Origin of the sequence: Streptomyces flavusporus (assembly GCF_046267975.1) — a bacterium.
Taxonomy (GTDB): domain Bacteria; phylum Actinomycetota; class Actinomycetes; order Streptomycetales; family Streptomycetaceae; genus Streptomyces; species Streptomyces flavusporus.
The window spans coordinates 2632473-2646584 of sequence record NZ_CP176503.1 but is presented as its reverse complement, the minus strand read 5'-3'; the positions used below and the strand labels follow the sequence as shown (position 1 = coordinate 2646584).

At 70.7% G+C, this 14112-nt stretch carries 14 protein-coding genes; 11 read left to right on the top strand and 3 right to left on the bottom strand.

Translation table 11 applies throughout. The features are described from left to right. The first annotated feature begins 10 nt into the window (after positions 1 to 10). Positions 11 to 1006 (top strand): hypothetical protein, encoded by a 996-nt coding sequence (locus ACKTSN_RS12655; RefSeq protein WP_409469216.1) that lies wholly within the window; start codon positions 11 to 13, stop codon positions 1004 to 1006. Between the two features lie 13 nt (positions 1007 to 1019). On the opposite strand, the gene ACKTSN_RS12650 is transcribed toward ACKTSN_RS12655, so the two are convergent. Beyond that, on the bottom strand, positions 1020 to 1487 hold the full coding sequence (locus ACKTSN_RS12650) for a DUF3093 domain-containing protein (protein WP_409469215.1): 468 nt from the start codon (positions 1485 to 1487) through the stop codon (positions 1020 to 1022). Between the two features lie 79 nt (positions 1488 to 1566). Here ACKTSN_RS12650 and ACKTSN_RS12645 point away from each other — a divergent pair, with 79 nt between their 5' ends. The 8 genes from ACKTSN_RS12645 (at position 1567) to ACKTSN_RS12610 (ending at position 8822) form a co-directional block, all read left to right on the top strand. Further along, positions 1567 to 2151, top strand: a complete 585-nt coding sequence (locus tag ACKTSN_RS12645; protein WP_409469214.1) for a PaaI family thioesterase — start codon at positions 1567 to 1569, stop codon at positions 2149 to 2151. Next, positions 2148 to 2699, top strand: a complete 552-nt coding sequence (dut, locus tag ACKTSN_RS12640) for a dUTP diphosphatase (protein WP_409469213.1) — start codon at positions 2148 to 2150, stop codon at positions 2697 to 2699. Before ACKTSN_RS12645 ends, dut begins: the two co-directional genes overlap by 4 nt. 1 nt (position 2700) lies before the next feature. Then, a complete protein-coding gene (locus ACKTSN_RS12635) occupies positions 2701 to 3462 on the top strand; it encodes a DUF3710 domain-containing protein (RefSeq protein ID WP_409469212.1) in 762 nt (253 codons plus the stop codon). Between the two features lie 117 nt (positions 3463 to 3579). Next, positions 3580 to 4272 (top strand): ABC transporter ATP-binding protein, encoded by a 693-nt coding sequence (locus ACKTSN_RS12630; protein WP_409469211.1) that lies wholly within the window; start codon positions 3580 to 3582, stop codon positions 4270 to 4272. A gap of 133 nt (positions 4273 to 4405) precedes the next feature. Further along, on the top strand, positions 4406 to 6949 hold the full coding sequence (locus ACKTSN_RS12625; protein ID WP_409469210.1) for an ATP-binding protein: 2544 nt from the start codon (positions 4406 to 4408) through the stop codon (positions 6947 to 6949). Further along, positions 6946 to 7659 carry a response regulator gene (locus ACKTSN_RS12620; RefSeq protein WP_409469209.1) on the top strand — a complete coding sequence of 238 codons (714 nt, stop codon included), beginning with the start codon at positions 6946 to 6948 and terminating at the stop codon, positions 7657 to 7659. The genes ACKTSN_RS12625 and ACKTSN_RS12620 overlap by 4 nt, the downstream gene beginning before the upstream one ends. A gap of 29 nt (positions 7660 to 7688) precedes the next feature. Next, the gene (locus ACKTSN_RS12615) at positions 7689 to 8087 is read left to right on the top strand and encodes an OB-fold nucleic acid binding domain-containing protein (protein ID WP_105968602.1); all 399 of its coding nucleotides are present in this window, start codon (positions 7689 to 7691) and stop codon (positions 8085 to 8087) included. A 3-nt stretch (positions 8088 to 8090) separates the two neighbouring features. Further along, the gene (locus tag ACKTSN_RS12610; protein WP_409469208.1) at positions 8091 to 8822 is read left to right on the top strand and encodes a DUF3159 domain-containing protein; all 732 of its coding nucleotides are present in this window, start codon (positions 8091 to 8093) and stop codon (positions 8820 to 8822) included. A gap of 71 nt (positions 8823 to 8893) precedes the next feature. On the opposite strand, the gene ACKTSN_RS12605 is transcribed toward ACKTSN_RS12610, so the two are convergent. Continuing rightward, positions 8894 to 9571: a potassium channel family protein gene (locus ACKTSN_RS12605; protein ID WP_409469207.1), complete on the bottom strand. Its 678-nt coding sequence runs from the start codon at positions 9569 to 9571 to the stop codon at positions 8894 to 8896. After that, complete coding sequence (locus ACKTSN_RS12600; protein WP_129801021.1) at positions 9571 to 10242, bottom strand: potassium channel family protein; 672 nt, start codon at positions 10240 to 10242, stop codon at positions 9571 to 9573. The genes ACKTSN_RS12605 and ACKTSN_RS12600 overlap by 1 nt, the downstream gene beginning before the upstream one ends. Before the next feature lie 371 nt (positions 10243 to 10613). Between ACKTSN_RS12600 and ACKTSN_RS12595 the strand changes: the two genes are divergently transcribed. Then, a complete protein-coding gene (locus ACKTSN_RS12595; RefSeq protein WP_409469206.1) occupies positions 10614 to 12662 on the top strand; it encodes an APC family permease in 2049 nt (682 codons plus the stop codon). A 73-nt stretch (positions 12663 to 12735) separates the two neighbouring features. Beyond that, positions 12736 to 14076, top strand: coding sequence for a class I SAM-dependent RNA methyltransferase (locus ACKTSN_RS12590; protein WP_409469205.1), 1341 nt, complete (start codon positions 12736 to 12738; stop codon positions 14074 to 14076). Positions 14077 to 14112: the final 36 nt, after the last annotated feature.

The window sequence follows — 14112 nt, the reverse complement described above, 5'->3', positions numbered from 1 at the left end:
GGGGTCGGCCGTGACTGGCTCGACCCCACCTCGGAAGCGCCGCTTCCACTGGGGAGCGGACCCGGGGCCGTCCGACGGCCCTCACGGCGTGCGTGACGACGAGCGAGGCTCCTCCGGTACGGGACTGCCGGTCCCTGCGGAGTCAGCCTCGCTCGAACCGGCCGGTGACCGGGCCGACCTCCCGGTACCGGCTCAGGGTCCCACCCCCGTCGCCAGGATGGGGGTCCCCCCGCTCGAGCGAAGCCGAGAGTGGGGGAGGGCGGCGGTGATCCGGGACAGGGCCAGGGACCTGGCCAAGGCCGGCGTCCGCAAGAGCGGCAGCGGCGCCAGGGCGGGCCTGGCGTATCTCGCCGACCGGATCATCGAGATCGCCCCGCGGATCCCCGTACGGGACCTTGCGACGCTGCGCAGGCAGTTCCCGGGCCTCGGGCCCGAGCAGCTCGCGGACAAGCTCGTGGCGGGCGCGGCGAACGCGTCGGCGACGGTCGGAGCGGGAGTCGGCGCGGCGGCCATGCTTCCCCTGCCGCCCGCGATGCCCACGGAACTGGCGGCAGAGGTCACCGGGGTGGCCGCGATCGAGCTGAAGCTGATCGCCGAGCTCCACGAGGTCTACGGCGTGCGGCCGCCGGGCAATCTGAAGGACCGCAGCAGCGCGTATCTGAAGTCCTGGTCGGACGAGCGCGGCATCGACCCCATGAAGCCGACCACGGTCAATGCGGCTCTCGGCGGTCAGATGAAGCGGGAGCTGCGGCAGCAGATCATGAAGCGCATGATGCGCAATCTGCCGAACCTGATGCCGTTCATGGTGGGAGCCGCGGTGGGCGCGGTCATGAACCGGCGGGACACCAGGAAGGTCGCCGCGCGGATCCGGACGGACCTGCGGAAGATGCAGGTGCCGTGGGACCGGCTGTCGGAGCTGCCGCCGCTGGAGCGGCCCGCGGATGCGCTGCCGATCGAGAAACCCCTTGAGGAGCCCGGGCGTCCGGGCCCGAACGCGACCGAGTGATCGGCGTAGTCGGCTACGCCGTACACGCCGCCTTGGCTGCCCTGATGGCCTCCGCCAGCCGCTCGGGCTCACGCGTCGACAGGTACAGGTACGGCGTCGGGTCGGCCGGGTCGATGACCTCCACGCGCAAGGCCGTGGGGATGTAGGCGCGCAGCAGCAGGAAGGCGCGGGTGTCGGCCTTGTGGGTGCGCCAGGCGCGGGCCTCCTCGGGCTCCAGGATCTCCGCCTCGCCCAGGGCCGTGACCGGGATCTTCGCCTCGCCCGCGATCAGAGAGTCGTTCACCACGCGGATGCGGACCGAGCCGTACGAACTCGCCGCGACCGCCGCGACCGCGGTGCCGCCGGCCAGGCCCCCCAGCATCGGCAGGATGCCGAAGGGCAGCAGGATCAGGGCCATCGAGACCCCGGTCAGGAGGCTGACCAGCCACCAGGAGCGGGGCGCGGTGAGGCGTTCTTCGTACGGGGCGGCGGAAAGCTGCATGGAATCAAGCTTGGCACGGTGTCCGCGGGGAGGCAGGGTCAGGGGGGCCGGGGTGAAGCGCCGGGTAAGGTCTGCGGCTGTGAGTGGTACATCCGCAGCTCTGGAGCCTCCCGTCGGCGCGACGAAGCCGGTGCGGCACCCCGACGCTCCCGCACCCGGCGAGCTCCTCGGCCCGCACTACGGTGAGTGCTTCGGCTGCGGCGGCGACCAGCCGCACGGACTGCACCTCGCGGCGCGGGCCGGCGAAGGGGTGTCGATCACCGCCGAGTTCACCGTGCGGCCCGAACACCAGGGCGCTCCGGGCCTGGCCCACGGCGGAGTGCTGGCGACCGCCCTCGACGAGACCCTCGGCTCGCTGAACTGGCTGCTGCGCACCATCGCCGTGACCGGACGGCTGGAGACCGACTTTGTGCGTCCGGTGCCGGTGGGGACCACGCTCCAGCTGGCCGCCGAGGTGACGGCGGTGGCGGGGCGGAAGATCTACTCGAGGGCCACCGGACGCATCGGCGGCCCCGACGGGCCCGTCGTCGTCCGCGCCGAGGCGCTCTTCATCGAGGTCGAGGTCGACCACTTCATCGACCACGGCCGCAAGGAAGAGATCCAGGCCGCCATGAACGACCCCGACCAGATCCGGCGCGTCCGCGCCTTCGAGGTGAACCCGTGAGCCGCGACCCCGTGAACGTGCTGATCCGGCGTGTCGATCCGGACGTACCGCTTCCGACGTATGCGCACCCCGGCGACGCGGGAGCCGATCTGCGCACCACCGAAAGCCGTGAACTGAAGCCGGGTGAGCGGGCCGTACTGCCCACGGGGGTGTCTGTGGCACTCCCGGAGGGGTACGCGGCCTTCGTGCACCCGCGTTCCGGTCTCGCCGCCCGCTGCGGCGTGGCCCTCGTGAATGCCCCGGGGACGGTTGATGCCGGGTACCGTGGGGAGATCAAGGTGATCGTGGTGAATCTCGACCCGCGCGAACCCGTGCGGTTCGAGCGCTTCGACCGGATTGCCCAACTGGTCGTCCAGCAGGTCGAGAGGGTCCGCTTCCAGGAGGTGGCGGAGCTTCCCGACTCGGCACGGGCCGAGGGGGGCTTCGGGTCCACCGGCGGCCATGCCGCCGTGGACGGCGGGCGCGGCACAAACGGTCAGGCCGCCATCGGCGGCAACGCGGGTGGGAATCGATACGCTTCGGTCGTATCCGACCGGGAAGGACAGTGACGTGTTCGGACGTCGCAAGAAGAAGGGTGCCGCCGAGGACGCGGCCGGCGAGGCCGAGCAGGTCGTCGACAGCGTCGACACTGAGGCGGACGAGGTCGAGCGCGAGCGGGTGCGGCTCGAGCCGGAACCGCGGCCCGACGGGCCCTGGGACAGCACCGAGGTGCGGGACCCGGCCGAGGGGCGGGTGGACCTGGGTGGTCTGTTCGTGCCGGGCGTCGACGGCATGGAGCTGCGGGTCGAGGTCGCGGGCGACGCGATCGTCGCGGCGACCGTCGTACTGCGGGACAGCGCCATCCAGCTGCAGGCCTTCGCCGCGCCCAAGCGGGAGGGCATCTGGGGCGAGGTGCGCGAGGAGATCGGCTCCGGCATCACCCAGCAGGGCGGCATCATCGACGAGGTCGAGGGCCCGCTCGGCTGGGAGCTGCGGGCCCAGGTGCCGGTGCAGCTGCCGGACGGCACGGGCGGCTTCCAGGTGGTCCGGTTCGTCGGTGTGGACGGGCCCCGGTGGTTCCTGCGGGGTGTGATCTCCGGGCAGGGTGCCGTGCAGCCGCAGGCCGCCGGCCTCCTGGAGCAGATCTTCCGGGACACGGTCGTGGTCCGCGGCGACGGACCGATGGCGCCCCGCGACCCGATCGTCCTGAAGCTGCCGAACGACGCGCAGATGGTCCCCGAGGGCGTCCAGCAGGACGACCAGGCCGGTTCCCGCTTCTCGGGCGGCATGGGGCAGCTGCAGCGCGGGCCGGAGATCACCGAGGTTCGTTAGACGTCAGCGCACGCAGGGCCGCATCCCCCGGAGGGGTGCGGCCCTCGTCGTGTGCGAACGCTTGAACGGGTGGGCGTCGCTTCGTGATACTGGCGCCCGGATCACGGGGGAGGCGACATGAGCCAGGTGGTCACCGAGACCATGGTGCGCGTCGAGAACGTCCACAAGTCGTACGGCGAGGGAGCCGCCGCCGTGCACGCCCTGCGCGGGGTCTCCTTCGACGTCCCGCGCGGTGAACTCGTCGCCCTCAAGGGGCGCTCGGGGTCCGGGAAGACGACGTTGCTCAACATCGTCGGCGGCCTCGACGAGCCGGACCGGGGGCGGGTCGCGGTCGACGGGCTCGATCTGTCGGGGCTCGGCGAGAACGGCCTGCTGGAACTGCGCCGGGACCGCATCGGCTTCGTCTTCCAGTCCTTCGGGCTCATCCCGATCCTCACGGCCGCCGAGAACGTCGGCGTACCGATGCGGCTGCGCCGGGCCGACCCGCGGGAGCGCGAGGAGCGCGTCGAGCTGCTGCTGTCCCTGGTCGGCCTCGCCGACCACGCCGCCCAGCGGCCCGGCGAGCTGTCCGGCGGTCAGCAGCAGAGGGTGGCTATCGCCCGGGCCCTCGCCAACAGCCCCTCGCTCCTCATCGCCGATGAGCCGACCGCCCAGCTGGACGCGGAGACCGGTCACGCGGTGATGGAGCTGCTGCGGGCCGTCGTACACAGTGAAGGCGTCACGGCGCTGGTCGCCACGCACGACGCGACCCTGCTCGACCTGGCCGACCGGGTCCTGGAGCTGAGCGACGGAGCGGTCGTCGAACGCTAGTTCGTTCAGCGGGGTGCCGTCAGGGTTCTGTCAAAGACGCCCCCGGCCCTCCCGGCCGCCCCATTTGCCCGGAACGTTGGCCGTAAGGTCGACGCTGCGTACGCGCAGTTTGCAGAAGACGGACAATGAGGCCATGGCACGCGGCAAGCTTCGGATCTACCTGGGTGCGGCACCGGGGGTGGGCAAGACGTACGCGATGTTGTCCGAGGCGCACCGGCGGGTGGAGCGGGGCACGGACTGCGTGGTGGCCTTCGTCGAACCCCACGGCCGGCCGCGCACCGAGGTGATGCTGCACGGGCTGGAACAGGTGCCGCGCAGGGAACTCGAGTACCGCGGCGGGGTGTTCACCGAGATGGACGTGGACGCGGTCCTCGCCCGGCGGCCGAGGGTGGCCCTGGTCGACGAGCTGGCGCACACGAACATCCCCGGCTCGCGCCATGCCAAGCGCTGGCAGGACGTGGAGGAGTTGCTGGCGGCCGGGGTCGATGTGGTCTCGACGGTGAACATCCAGCATCTGGAGTCGCTGGGTGACGTGGTGGAGTCGATCACGGGGATACGGCAGCGGGAGACCGTCCCCGACGAGGTGGTGCGGCGGGCGGATCAGGTCGAGCTGGTGGACATGTCGCCGCAGGCGCTGCGGCGGCGGATGGCGCACGGCAACATCTACCAGCCGGACAAGGTGGATGCGGCGCTGTCGAACTACTTCCGGCCGGGCAATCTCACCGCGTTGCGGGAGTTGGCGCTGTTGTGGGTGGCGGACCGGGTCGACGAGTATCTGAATCAGTACCGCAGTGATCACCGGGTGTCGAGGATCTGGGGTTCGCGGGAGCGGATCGTGGTGGGTCTGACGGGGGGGCCGGAGGGGCGGACGCTGATCCGGCGGGCGGCGCGGCTGGCGGAGAAGGGGGCCGGTGGTGAGGTGCTGGCGGTCTACATAGCGCGCGGTGACGGGCTCACGGCGGCCTCGCCGAAGGAACTCGCGGTGCAGCGCACGCTGGTCGAGGACCTCGGCGGGACCTTCCATCACGTGGTCGGCGACGACATACCCGCTGCCCTGCTGGACTTCGCCCGCGGTGTGAACGCCACCCAGATCGTGCTGGGTTCGTCGCGGCGCAAGAGCTGGCAGTACGTGTTCGGTCCGGGGGTGGGGGCGACGGTCGCCCGGGAGTCCGGTCCCGATCTGGACGTCCACATCGTCACGCACGACGAGGCCGCCATGGGGCGCGGGCTGCCGGTGGCGCGCGGTGCACGGCTGGGGCGGGCCCGGATCATCTGGGGCTGGCTGGTCGGCCTGGCCGGGCCGGTGATCCTGGCGGTCCTGCTGAACACCGTTCACCTCGGCCTCGCCAACGACATGCTGCTGTTCCTGACGCTGACCGTGGCGGCGGCCCTGCTCGGCGGGCTCTACCCGGCGCTCGCCTCGGCGGCCTTCGGAACGTTTCTGCTCAACTACTTCTTCACACCGCCGCTGCACCGGCTGACCATCGCCGACCCGAAGAACATCGTCGCCCTGGTGATCTTCATAGGCGTCGCGGTGTCGGTGGCGTCGGTGGTCGACCTCGCGGCCCGGCGCACGCATCAGGCGGCCCGGCTGCGGGCGGAGTCGGAGATCCTGTCGTTCCTCGCGGGCAACGTGCTGCGCGGCGAGACCAGCCTGGAGGCGCTGCTGGAGCGGGTGCGTGAGACCTTCGGCGTGGAGTCGGTGGCGCTGCTGGAGCGCGAGAGCGACGTGGCGCCGTGGACGTGCGCGGGCCGGGTGGGCCTCGGCGGCCCGGTGGAACGGCCCGAGGAGGCGGACGTCGACATGCCGGTCGGCGACCACATGGCCCTCGCGCTGACCGGACGGGTGCTGCCCGCCGAGGACCGCCGGGTGCTGGCCGCGTTCGCCGCGCAGGCCGTGGTCGTCCTGGACCGCCGCCGGCTCCGGGAGGAGGCCGACCGGGCCCGCGCGCTGGCCGAGGGCAACCGCATCCGCACGGCCCTGCTGGCGGCCGTCAGCCATGACCTGCGGACGCCCCTGGCCGGCATCAAGGCGGCCGTCTCCAGCCTGCGGTCCGACGATGTGGCGTGGTCCGAGGAGGACCAGGCCGAACTGCTCGAAGGCATCGAGCAGGGCGCCGACCGCCTCGACCACCTGGTGGGCAACCTGCTCGACATGTCCCGCCTGCAGACCGGCGCGGTCACGCCGATCATCCGCGAGGCCGACCTCGACGAGGTGGTGCCGAGGGCGCTGGGCGGCGTGCCCGGGGACGGCGTGGAGCTGGACGTCCCGGAGACGCTGCCGATGGTCGAGGTCGATGCCGGACTGCTGGAGCGTGCCGTGGCCAACGTCGTGGAGAACGCGGTCAAGTACAGCCCGCCGGGTGCGCCCGTGCTGGTCGCCGCGGGTGCCCTCGCGGACCGCGTCGAGGTCCGGGTCGTGGACCGCGGGCCGGGCGTTCCCGACGAGGCGAAGGAGCGGATCTTCGAGCCGTTCCAGCGTCACGGCGACGCCCCGCGCGGTGCCGGCGTCGGCCTGGGCCTCGCGGTCGCCCGGGGCTTCGCCGAGGCCATGGGCGGCACCCTCGACGCCGAGGACACACCCGGCGGCGGCCTCACCATGGTGCTCACCCTCCGCGCGGCAGGAGCGCGCCCCGTGCTTCTTTCCTCCGCACCCCGAGAAAGGCAGGCTCAATGAACCGGGTGCTCGTGGTCGACGACGAGCCGCAGATCGTTCGCGCCCTCGTGATCAACCTCAAGGCGCGCAAGTACGAGGTCGACGCGGCCCAGGACGGGGCCACCGCCCTCCAGCTCGCCGCGGCTCGCCACCCCGACGTCATCGTCCTCGACCTGGGGCTGCCGGACATGGACGGCGTCGAAGTGATCAAGGGCCTGCGCGGCTGGACCCGCGTGCCGATCATCGTGCTGTCCGCCCGGCACTCATCCGACGAGAAGGTCGAGGCACTCGACGCGGGCGCCGACGACTACGTCACCAAGCCCTTCGGCATGGACGAACTGCTGGCCCGGCTGCGGGCGGCCGTCCGCCGCGCCGAGCCCACCGGCGCCGGCGAGGACGAGGTGATGGTGGAGACCGAGGAGTTCACCGTCGACCTCGTCGCCAAGAAGGTCAACCGCGGCGGCAAGGACGTACGGCTGACCCCCACGGAGTGGCATCTGCTGGAAGTGCTGGTGCGCAACACCGGCCGGCTGGTCAGCCAGAAGCAGCTGCTGCAGGAGGTGTGGGGACCGTCGTACGGGACGGAGACCAACTACCTGCGCGTGTACATGGCACAGCTGCGCCGCAAGCTGGAGGCCGACCCGTCGCACCCGAAACACTTCGTCACGGAGCCGGGGATGGGATACCGCTTCGAGAATGAGCTTCCGAGCTGTGACAAAGGGGTTACGTGACTGTCGGTGCACCCCGGTAGGCTTCAGACATGAGTGCTGTTCCTCGTTCCGAAAAGCCGGTGGGCCGGTTCCGGCGCATGCTTGACCGGCTCTCCTCTTCGCAGGAGGACCTGGAGTCCGAGGAGCTGCGGGAGGACGCCGAGACCGCGGGCTGTACGCGGATCGGTGACTGCCACGACCGGCAGATCGTCACGGTTACTGGTACCTTGCGCACGGTCACGCTGCGTCCGCGCGCGGGAGTCCCGGCCCTGGAGGCCGAGCTGTTCGACGGCTCCGCCGCACTCGACGTGGTGTGGCTCGGCAGGCGCTCCATCGTCGGGATAGAACCGGGGCGCAAGCTGATCGCATCGGGCCGGATCTCGATGAGCCGGGGCCGCCGGGTGCTCTTCAACCCGAAATACGAACTGAGACCCCTCGGACGGGAGTAGCCGGTGACGTCGCTCGACAAGCCGACTGAACACACCGAAGACACCGATCAGGACGCCCGCGCGGTCACGGAGGCCGCGCTGTTCGAGGCGTTCGGCGGCGTGCGGGGCATGGTCGAGACGGTGCTGCCGGGCCTGCTCTTCGTGACCATCTACACGATCAACAAGGACCTGCACCTGTCGGCGATCGCCGCCCTGGGCGTGTCCCTGCTGCTCGTCGTGGTCCGCCTGGCGATGAAGGACACCGTCAAGCACGCCTTCAGCGGTGTCTTCGGCGTGGCCTTCGGCGTCGTCTTCGCGATGATGACCGGCAACGCCAAGGACTTCTACCTGCCCGGCATGCTCTACACGCTGGGCCTGGCGCTGGCGTACATCATCACGACCCTGTGCGGCGTCCCGCTGATCGGCCTGATGCTCGGCCCGGTCTTCAAGGAGAACCTCTCCTGGCGCACCCGCAACCCCGGCCGCAAGAAGGCGTACGCCAAGGCCAGCTGGGCCTGGGGCCTGATCCTGCTCACCAAGTGCGCGATCCTCTTCCCGCTGTACTGGTGGGCCGACACCACACAGCTGGGCTGGGTGCTGGTGACCCTGAAGATCCCGCCGTTCCTGCTGGCGGTCTGGCTGACCTGGGTCTTCCTGGCCAAGGCGCCGCCGCCCATCGACGTGTTCGCCGAGATGGAGGCCGAGGAGCGCGCCGAGCAGGAGCGCCGGGCGTCCGCTGCGCGGTCGGCCGAGTAGGCACACGGACTGGAAAACGAGGGCGCCCGGAAATCACCGGGCGCCCTCAGCCGTCGTACGGCTCGCTTCGGCTAGCTCGTCGCGTCTTCCCGCCGCACCGACAGCAGATCCTCCAGCTGCTCCTCCCGGGCCGGCGCGGCCACGAACAGCAGCTCGTCGCCCGCCTCCAGGGAGTCGTCCCGAGTGGGCGTGAGGACACGGGTGCCGCGGATGATCGTGACCAGGGAGGTGTCCTCCGGCCACTGCACATCGCCGACCTGGGTGCCGGCCAGGGCCGACTCGTCCGGCAGGGTCAGCTCGACGAGGTTGGCGTCGCCGTGGCTGAAGCGCAGCAGGCGGACCAGGTCGCCGACGCTCACCGCCTCCTCGACCAGGGCCGACATCAGACGCGGGGTGGAGACGGCGACGTCCACGCCCCAGGCCTCGTTGAACAGCCACTCGTTCTTGGGGTTGTTGACCCGGGCGACGACGCGCGGAACGCCGTACTCCGTCTTGGCCAGCAGCGAGACGACCAGGTTCACCTTGTCGTCGCCCGTTGCGGCGATGACGACGTTGCAGCGCTGGAGCGCCGCCTCGTCCAGGGACGTGATCTCGCAGGCGTCGGCGAGCAGCCACTCGGCCTGCGGGACGCGCTCGACCGAGATGGCGGTCGGCGCCTTGTCGATGAGCAGGACCTCGTGGCCGTTCTCCAGCAGTTCACCGGCGATCGACCGGCCGACCGCGCCGGCTCCGGCAATGGCGACCCGCATCAGTGACCGCCCTCCTTCTCAGGGCCCTCGGCGAACGCCGCCTCGACCTTCTCGACGTCGTCCGAGCGCATCATCACGTGCACCAGATCCCCCTCCTGCAACACCGTCTGCGAGGTGGGCAGGATGGCCTCGCCGAGGCGGGTGAGGAACGCCACGCGGACGCCGGTCTCCTCCTGCAGCCTGCTGATCTTGTGGCCGACCCAGGCGTTGGAGGCGTGCACCTCGGCGAGCTGGACGCCGCCGGTGGGGTCGCGCCACAGCGGCTCGGCGCCGGACGGCAGCAGCCGGCGCAGCATCTGGTCCGCCGTCCAGCGGACCGTGGCGACCGTCGGGATGCCGAGGCGCTGGTAGACCTCGGCGCGCCGGGGGTCGTAGATACGGGCCGCGACGTTCTCGACGCCGAACATCTCGCGGGCCACGCGGGCGGAGATGATGTTCGAGTTGTCACCGCTGGAGACGGCGGCGAAGGCGCCGGCCTCCTCGATTCCGGCCTCGCGCAGGGTGTCCTGGTCGTAGCCGACCCCGGTCACGCGGCGGCCGCCGAACGAGGATCCCAGGCGTCGGAAGGCGGTGGGGTCCTGGTCGATCACGGCGACCGTGTGCCCCTGTTGCTCCAGGGTCTGGGCGAGAGCGGAACCCACTCTGCCGCAGCCCATGATGACGATGTGCACGACCGTCCTTCCGATATCAAGTTGCTGACTTGCCTTGATTTAGGGTCTCAGACCGGCCACCAAGCTACACACGCACGGTCCGCGGAGGGCACCCCCGTGCACGGTTTGCCCAGATCAGCGGCGGCTGATGCTCCACACGCTGAGGACGGTGAGGATTCCGAGGCCGACGAGTGCGGCGGTGGCGCCGATCAACTCCGCGGTCGCAGACATGGGACCTCCCACGGTTTCTGACATAAGGGTTTTGTCATATAGGCATGAGGGCCCTCGTGTCGGCCGGACCCGTGGCCTGACCGGCCCGGTATTCACTCGTGGGGCAGATGCCGGGAAGGCGGGTGGGCGAAGCCCTGTTCGAAGCCTTACGATCCTCTGTTGTGTCCAAACTGACCGACGTGCCCAAACGGATCCTGATCGGGCGCGCACTGCGCAGCGACCGGCTGGGCGAAACGCTCCTGCCGAAGCGCGTCGCACTTCCCGTGTTCGCCTCCGACCCGCTGTCCTCCGTGGCGTACGCGCCCGGAGAGGTCCTGCTGGTCCTCTCCATCGCGGGCGTGTCGGCCTACCACTTCAGCCCCTGGATCGCCGCCGCGGTCGTCGTGCTGATGTTCACGGTCGTCGCCTCCTACCGGCAGAACGTGCACGCCTATCCGAGCGGCGGCGGCGACTACGAGGTGGCGAACACCAATCTCGGCCCCAAGGCCGGCCTCACCGTCGCCAGCGCCCTGCTCGTCGACTACGTCCTGACCGTCGCCGTCTCCATCTCCTCCGGCATCGAGAACCTCGGCTCCGCGATCCCCTTCGTCGTCGAGCACAAGGTGCTCTGCGCGGTGGCCGTGATCCTGCTGCTGACGCTGATGAACCTGCGCGGGGTCAAGGAGTCCGGCACGCTCTTCGCGATCCCGACGTACGTCTTCGTCACGGGCGTCTTCGTCATGATCATGTGGGGTGCGTTCCGCGGGCTGGTGCTCGACGACACCATGCGGGCACCGACCGCCGGGTACGAGATCAAGGCCGAACACGAGGGCCTCGCGGGCTTCGCCCTGCTCTTCCTGCTGCTGCGCGCCTTCTCCTCCGGCTGTGCCGCGCTGACCGGCGTGGAGGCGATCTCCAACGGCGTGCCGGCCTTCCGCAAGCCCAAGTCGAGGAACGCGGCCACCACGCTCGCGCTGATGGGCCTGCTCGCCGTCACCATGTTCTGCGGCATCATCGGGCTGGCCATGGCGTCCAACGTCCGGATGGCCGAGAACCCGGCCCACGACCTGCTCGACAAGGGCGTCCCGGTGGGCTCGGACTACGTCCAGAACCCGGTGATCTCGCAGGTCGCCGAGGCCGTCTTCGGCAAGGGCAGCATCCTGTTCCTCGTGCTCGCCGCAGCCACCGCGCTGGTGCTGTTCCTCGCCGCGAACACCGCGTACAACGGCTTCCCGGTGCTCGGCTCGATCCTCGCCCAGGACCGCTACCTCCCGCGTCAGCTGCACACGCGCGGCGACCGCCTGGCGTTCTCGAACGGCATCGTGCTCCTGGCCGGCGCGGCCGCACTCCTGGTGTGGGTCTACGAAGCCGACTCCACGCGTCTGATCCAGCTGTACATCGTCGGCGTGTTCGTGTCCTTCACGCTCAGCCAGACCGGCATGGTCCGCCACTGGAACCGCCACCTGGCCACCGAGCAGGACCCCGCCAAGCGCCGCCACATGATCCGCTCCCGCGCGATCAACGCGTTCGGTGCCTTCTTCACCGGTCTCGTCCTGGTCGTCGTCCTGGTCACCAAGTTCTCCCACGGCGCCTGGGTCGCGCTGCTCGGCATGGTGATCTTCTATGTGACGATGACGGCGATCCGCCGCCACTACGACCACGTCTCCCAGGAACTCGCCGCCCCCGAGGGCCCGAGCGACGACAGCCTCCGACCCTCGCGGGTGCACTCCGTGGTGCTGATCTCCAAGATCCACCGCCCCGCCCTGCGCGCCCTCGCCTACGCCAAGCTGCTGCGCTCGGACACCCTGGAGGCGCTCAGCGTCAACGTGGACCCGGCCGAGACCAAGGGCCTGCGCGAGGAATGGGACCAGCGCGGTATCGACGTACCGCTGAAGGTGCTCGACTCGCCGTACCGGGAGGTCACCCGGCCGGTCATCGACTACGTCAAGAGCCTGCGCAAGGAGTCCCCGCGCGACGTGGTCTCCGTGATCATCCCGGAGTACGTCGTCGGCCACTGGTACGAGCACCTGCTGCACAACCAGAGCGCGCTCCGGCTGAAGGGCCGGCTGCTGTTCACGCCGGGGGTCATGGTGACCTCGGTGCCCTACCAGCTGGCGTCGTCCGAGCTGGCCAAGAAGCGGGCCGGGAAGCGGCAGGAGTGGAACGCTCCGGGTTCGGTGCGGCGTGGTCCGGCGCAGGTGCGGCCGAAGGAGCCCAACGCCAAGGACTGACGTGTGCAGGAGCACGTAGACTGGTGGGCTGTTGTCCAGCCGTAGTCCTTCTCATCTCTGGAGTCACCCCGCCATGCAGGCAGAACCGAAGAAGTCGCAGGCGGGGTCCCTGGCCGGGCGGGAGTACGAGGTCGAGATCGGCCCCGTCGCCCACGGCGGCCACTGCATCGCCCGCACCGAGTCGGGCCAGGTCCTGTTCGTCCGGCACGCGCTGCCCGGCGAGCGGGTCGTGGCCCGGGTGACCGAGGGCGAGGAGGGCGCGCGGTTCCTGCGCGCGGACGCGGTCGAGGTGCTCTCGGCGTCCAAGGACCGCATCGAGGCGCCCTGTCCCTACGCCGGTCCCGGCCGCTGCGGCGGCTGCGACTGGCAGCACGCGAAGCCGGGTGCCCAGCGGCGCCTCAAGGGCGAGGTGATCGCCGAGCAGCTGCAGCGGCTCGCGGGCCTGACGCCTGAGGAGGTCGGCTGGGACGGCACGGTGATGCCGGCCGAGGGCGACAAGCTGCCTGCCGGGCAGGTGCCGCAGTGGCGGACGCGGGTGCAGTACGCGGTGGACGCCGACGGCCGTGCGGGCCTGCGGCGGCACCGGTCGCACGAGGTGGAGCCCATCGACCACTGCATGATCGCCGCCGAGGGGGTCAGCGAGCTCGGCATCGAGAAGCGCGACTGGACCGGCATGGCCTCGGTCGAGGCGATCGCGGCGACGGGTTCGCAGGACCGCCAGGTGATTCTGACGCCCCGGCCGGGCGCGCGCCTGCCCATCGTGGAACTGGACAAGCCCGTGTCCGTGATGCGGGTGGAGGAGAAGGACGGCGGGGTGCACCGCGTCCACGGCCGGCCCTTCGTCCGTGAGCGCGCGGACGGGCGTACCTACCGGGTCGGGAGCGGTGGCTTCTGGCAGGTCCATCCCAAGGCCGCGGACACGCTGGTGACGGCCGTGATGCAGGGCCTTCTCCCGCGCAAGGGCGACATGGCGCTCGACCTCTACTGCGGCGTCGGCCTGTTCGCGGGCGCGCTCGCCGACCGGGTCGGCGACCAGGGCGCGGTCCTCGGCATCGAGTCCGGCAAGCGGGCCGTCGAGGACGCCCGCCACAACCTCGCCGACTTCGACCGGGTCCGCATCGAACAGGGCAAGGTCGACTCGGTCCTGCCGCGCACCGGAATCACCGAGGTCGACCTCATCGTCCTGGACCCGCCCCGAACCGGGGCCGGCCGGAAGACGGTCGAGCACCTGTCGTCGCTGGGCGCGCGTCGCATCGCGTACGTCGCGTGCGATCCGGCGGCACTGGCGCGGGATCTGGGGTACTTCCGGGACGGGGGGTACCGGGTGCGGACGTTGCGGGCGTTCGATCTGTTTCCGATGACCTCGCACGTGGAGTGCGTGGCCATTTTGGAGCCTGCCGCGAAAAGCCTCTGACCTGCTGGTTCTCGGCTTTTTGAGGTTCCGGGTGGG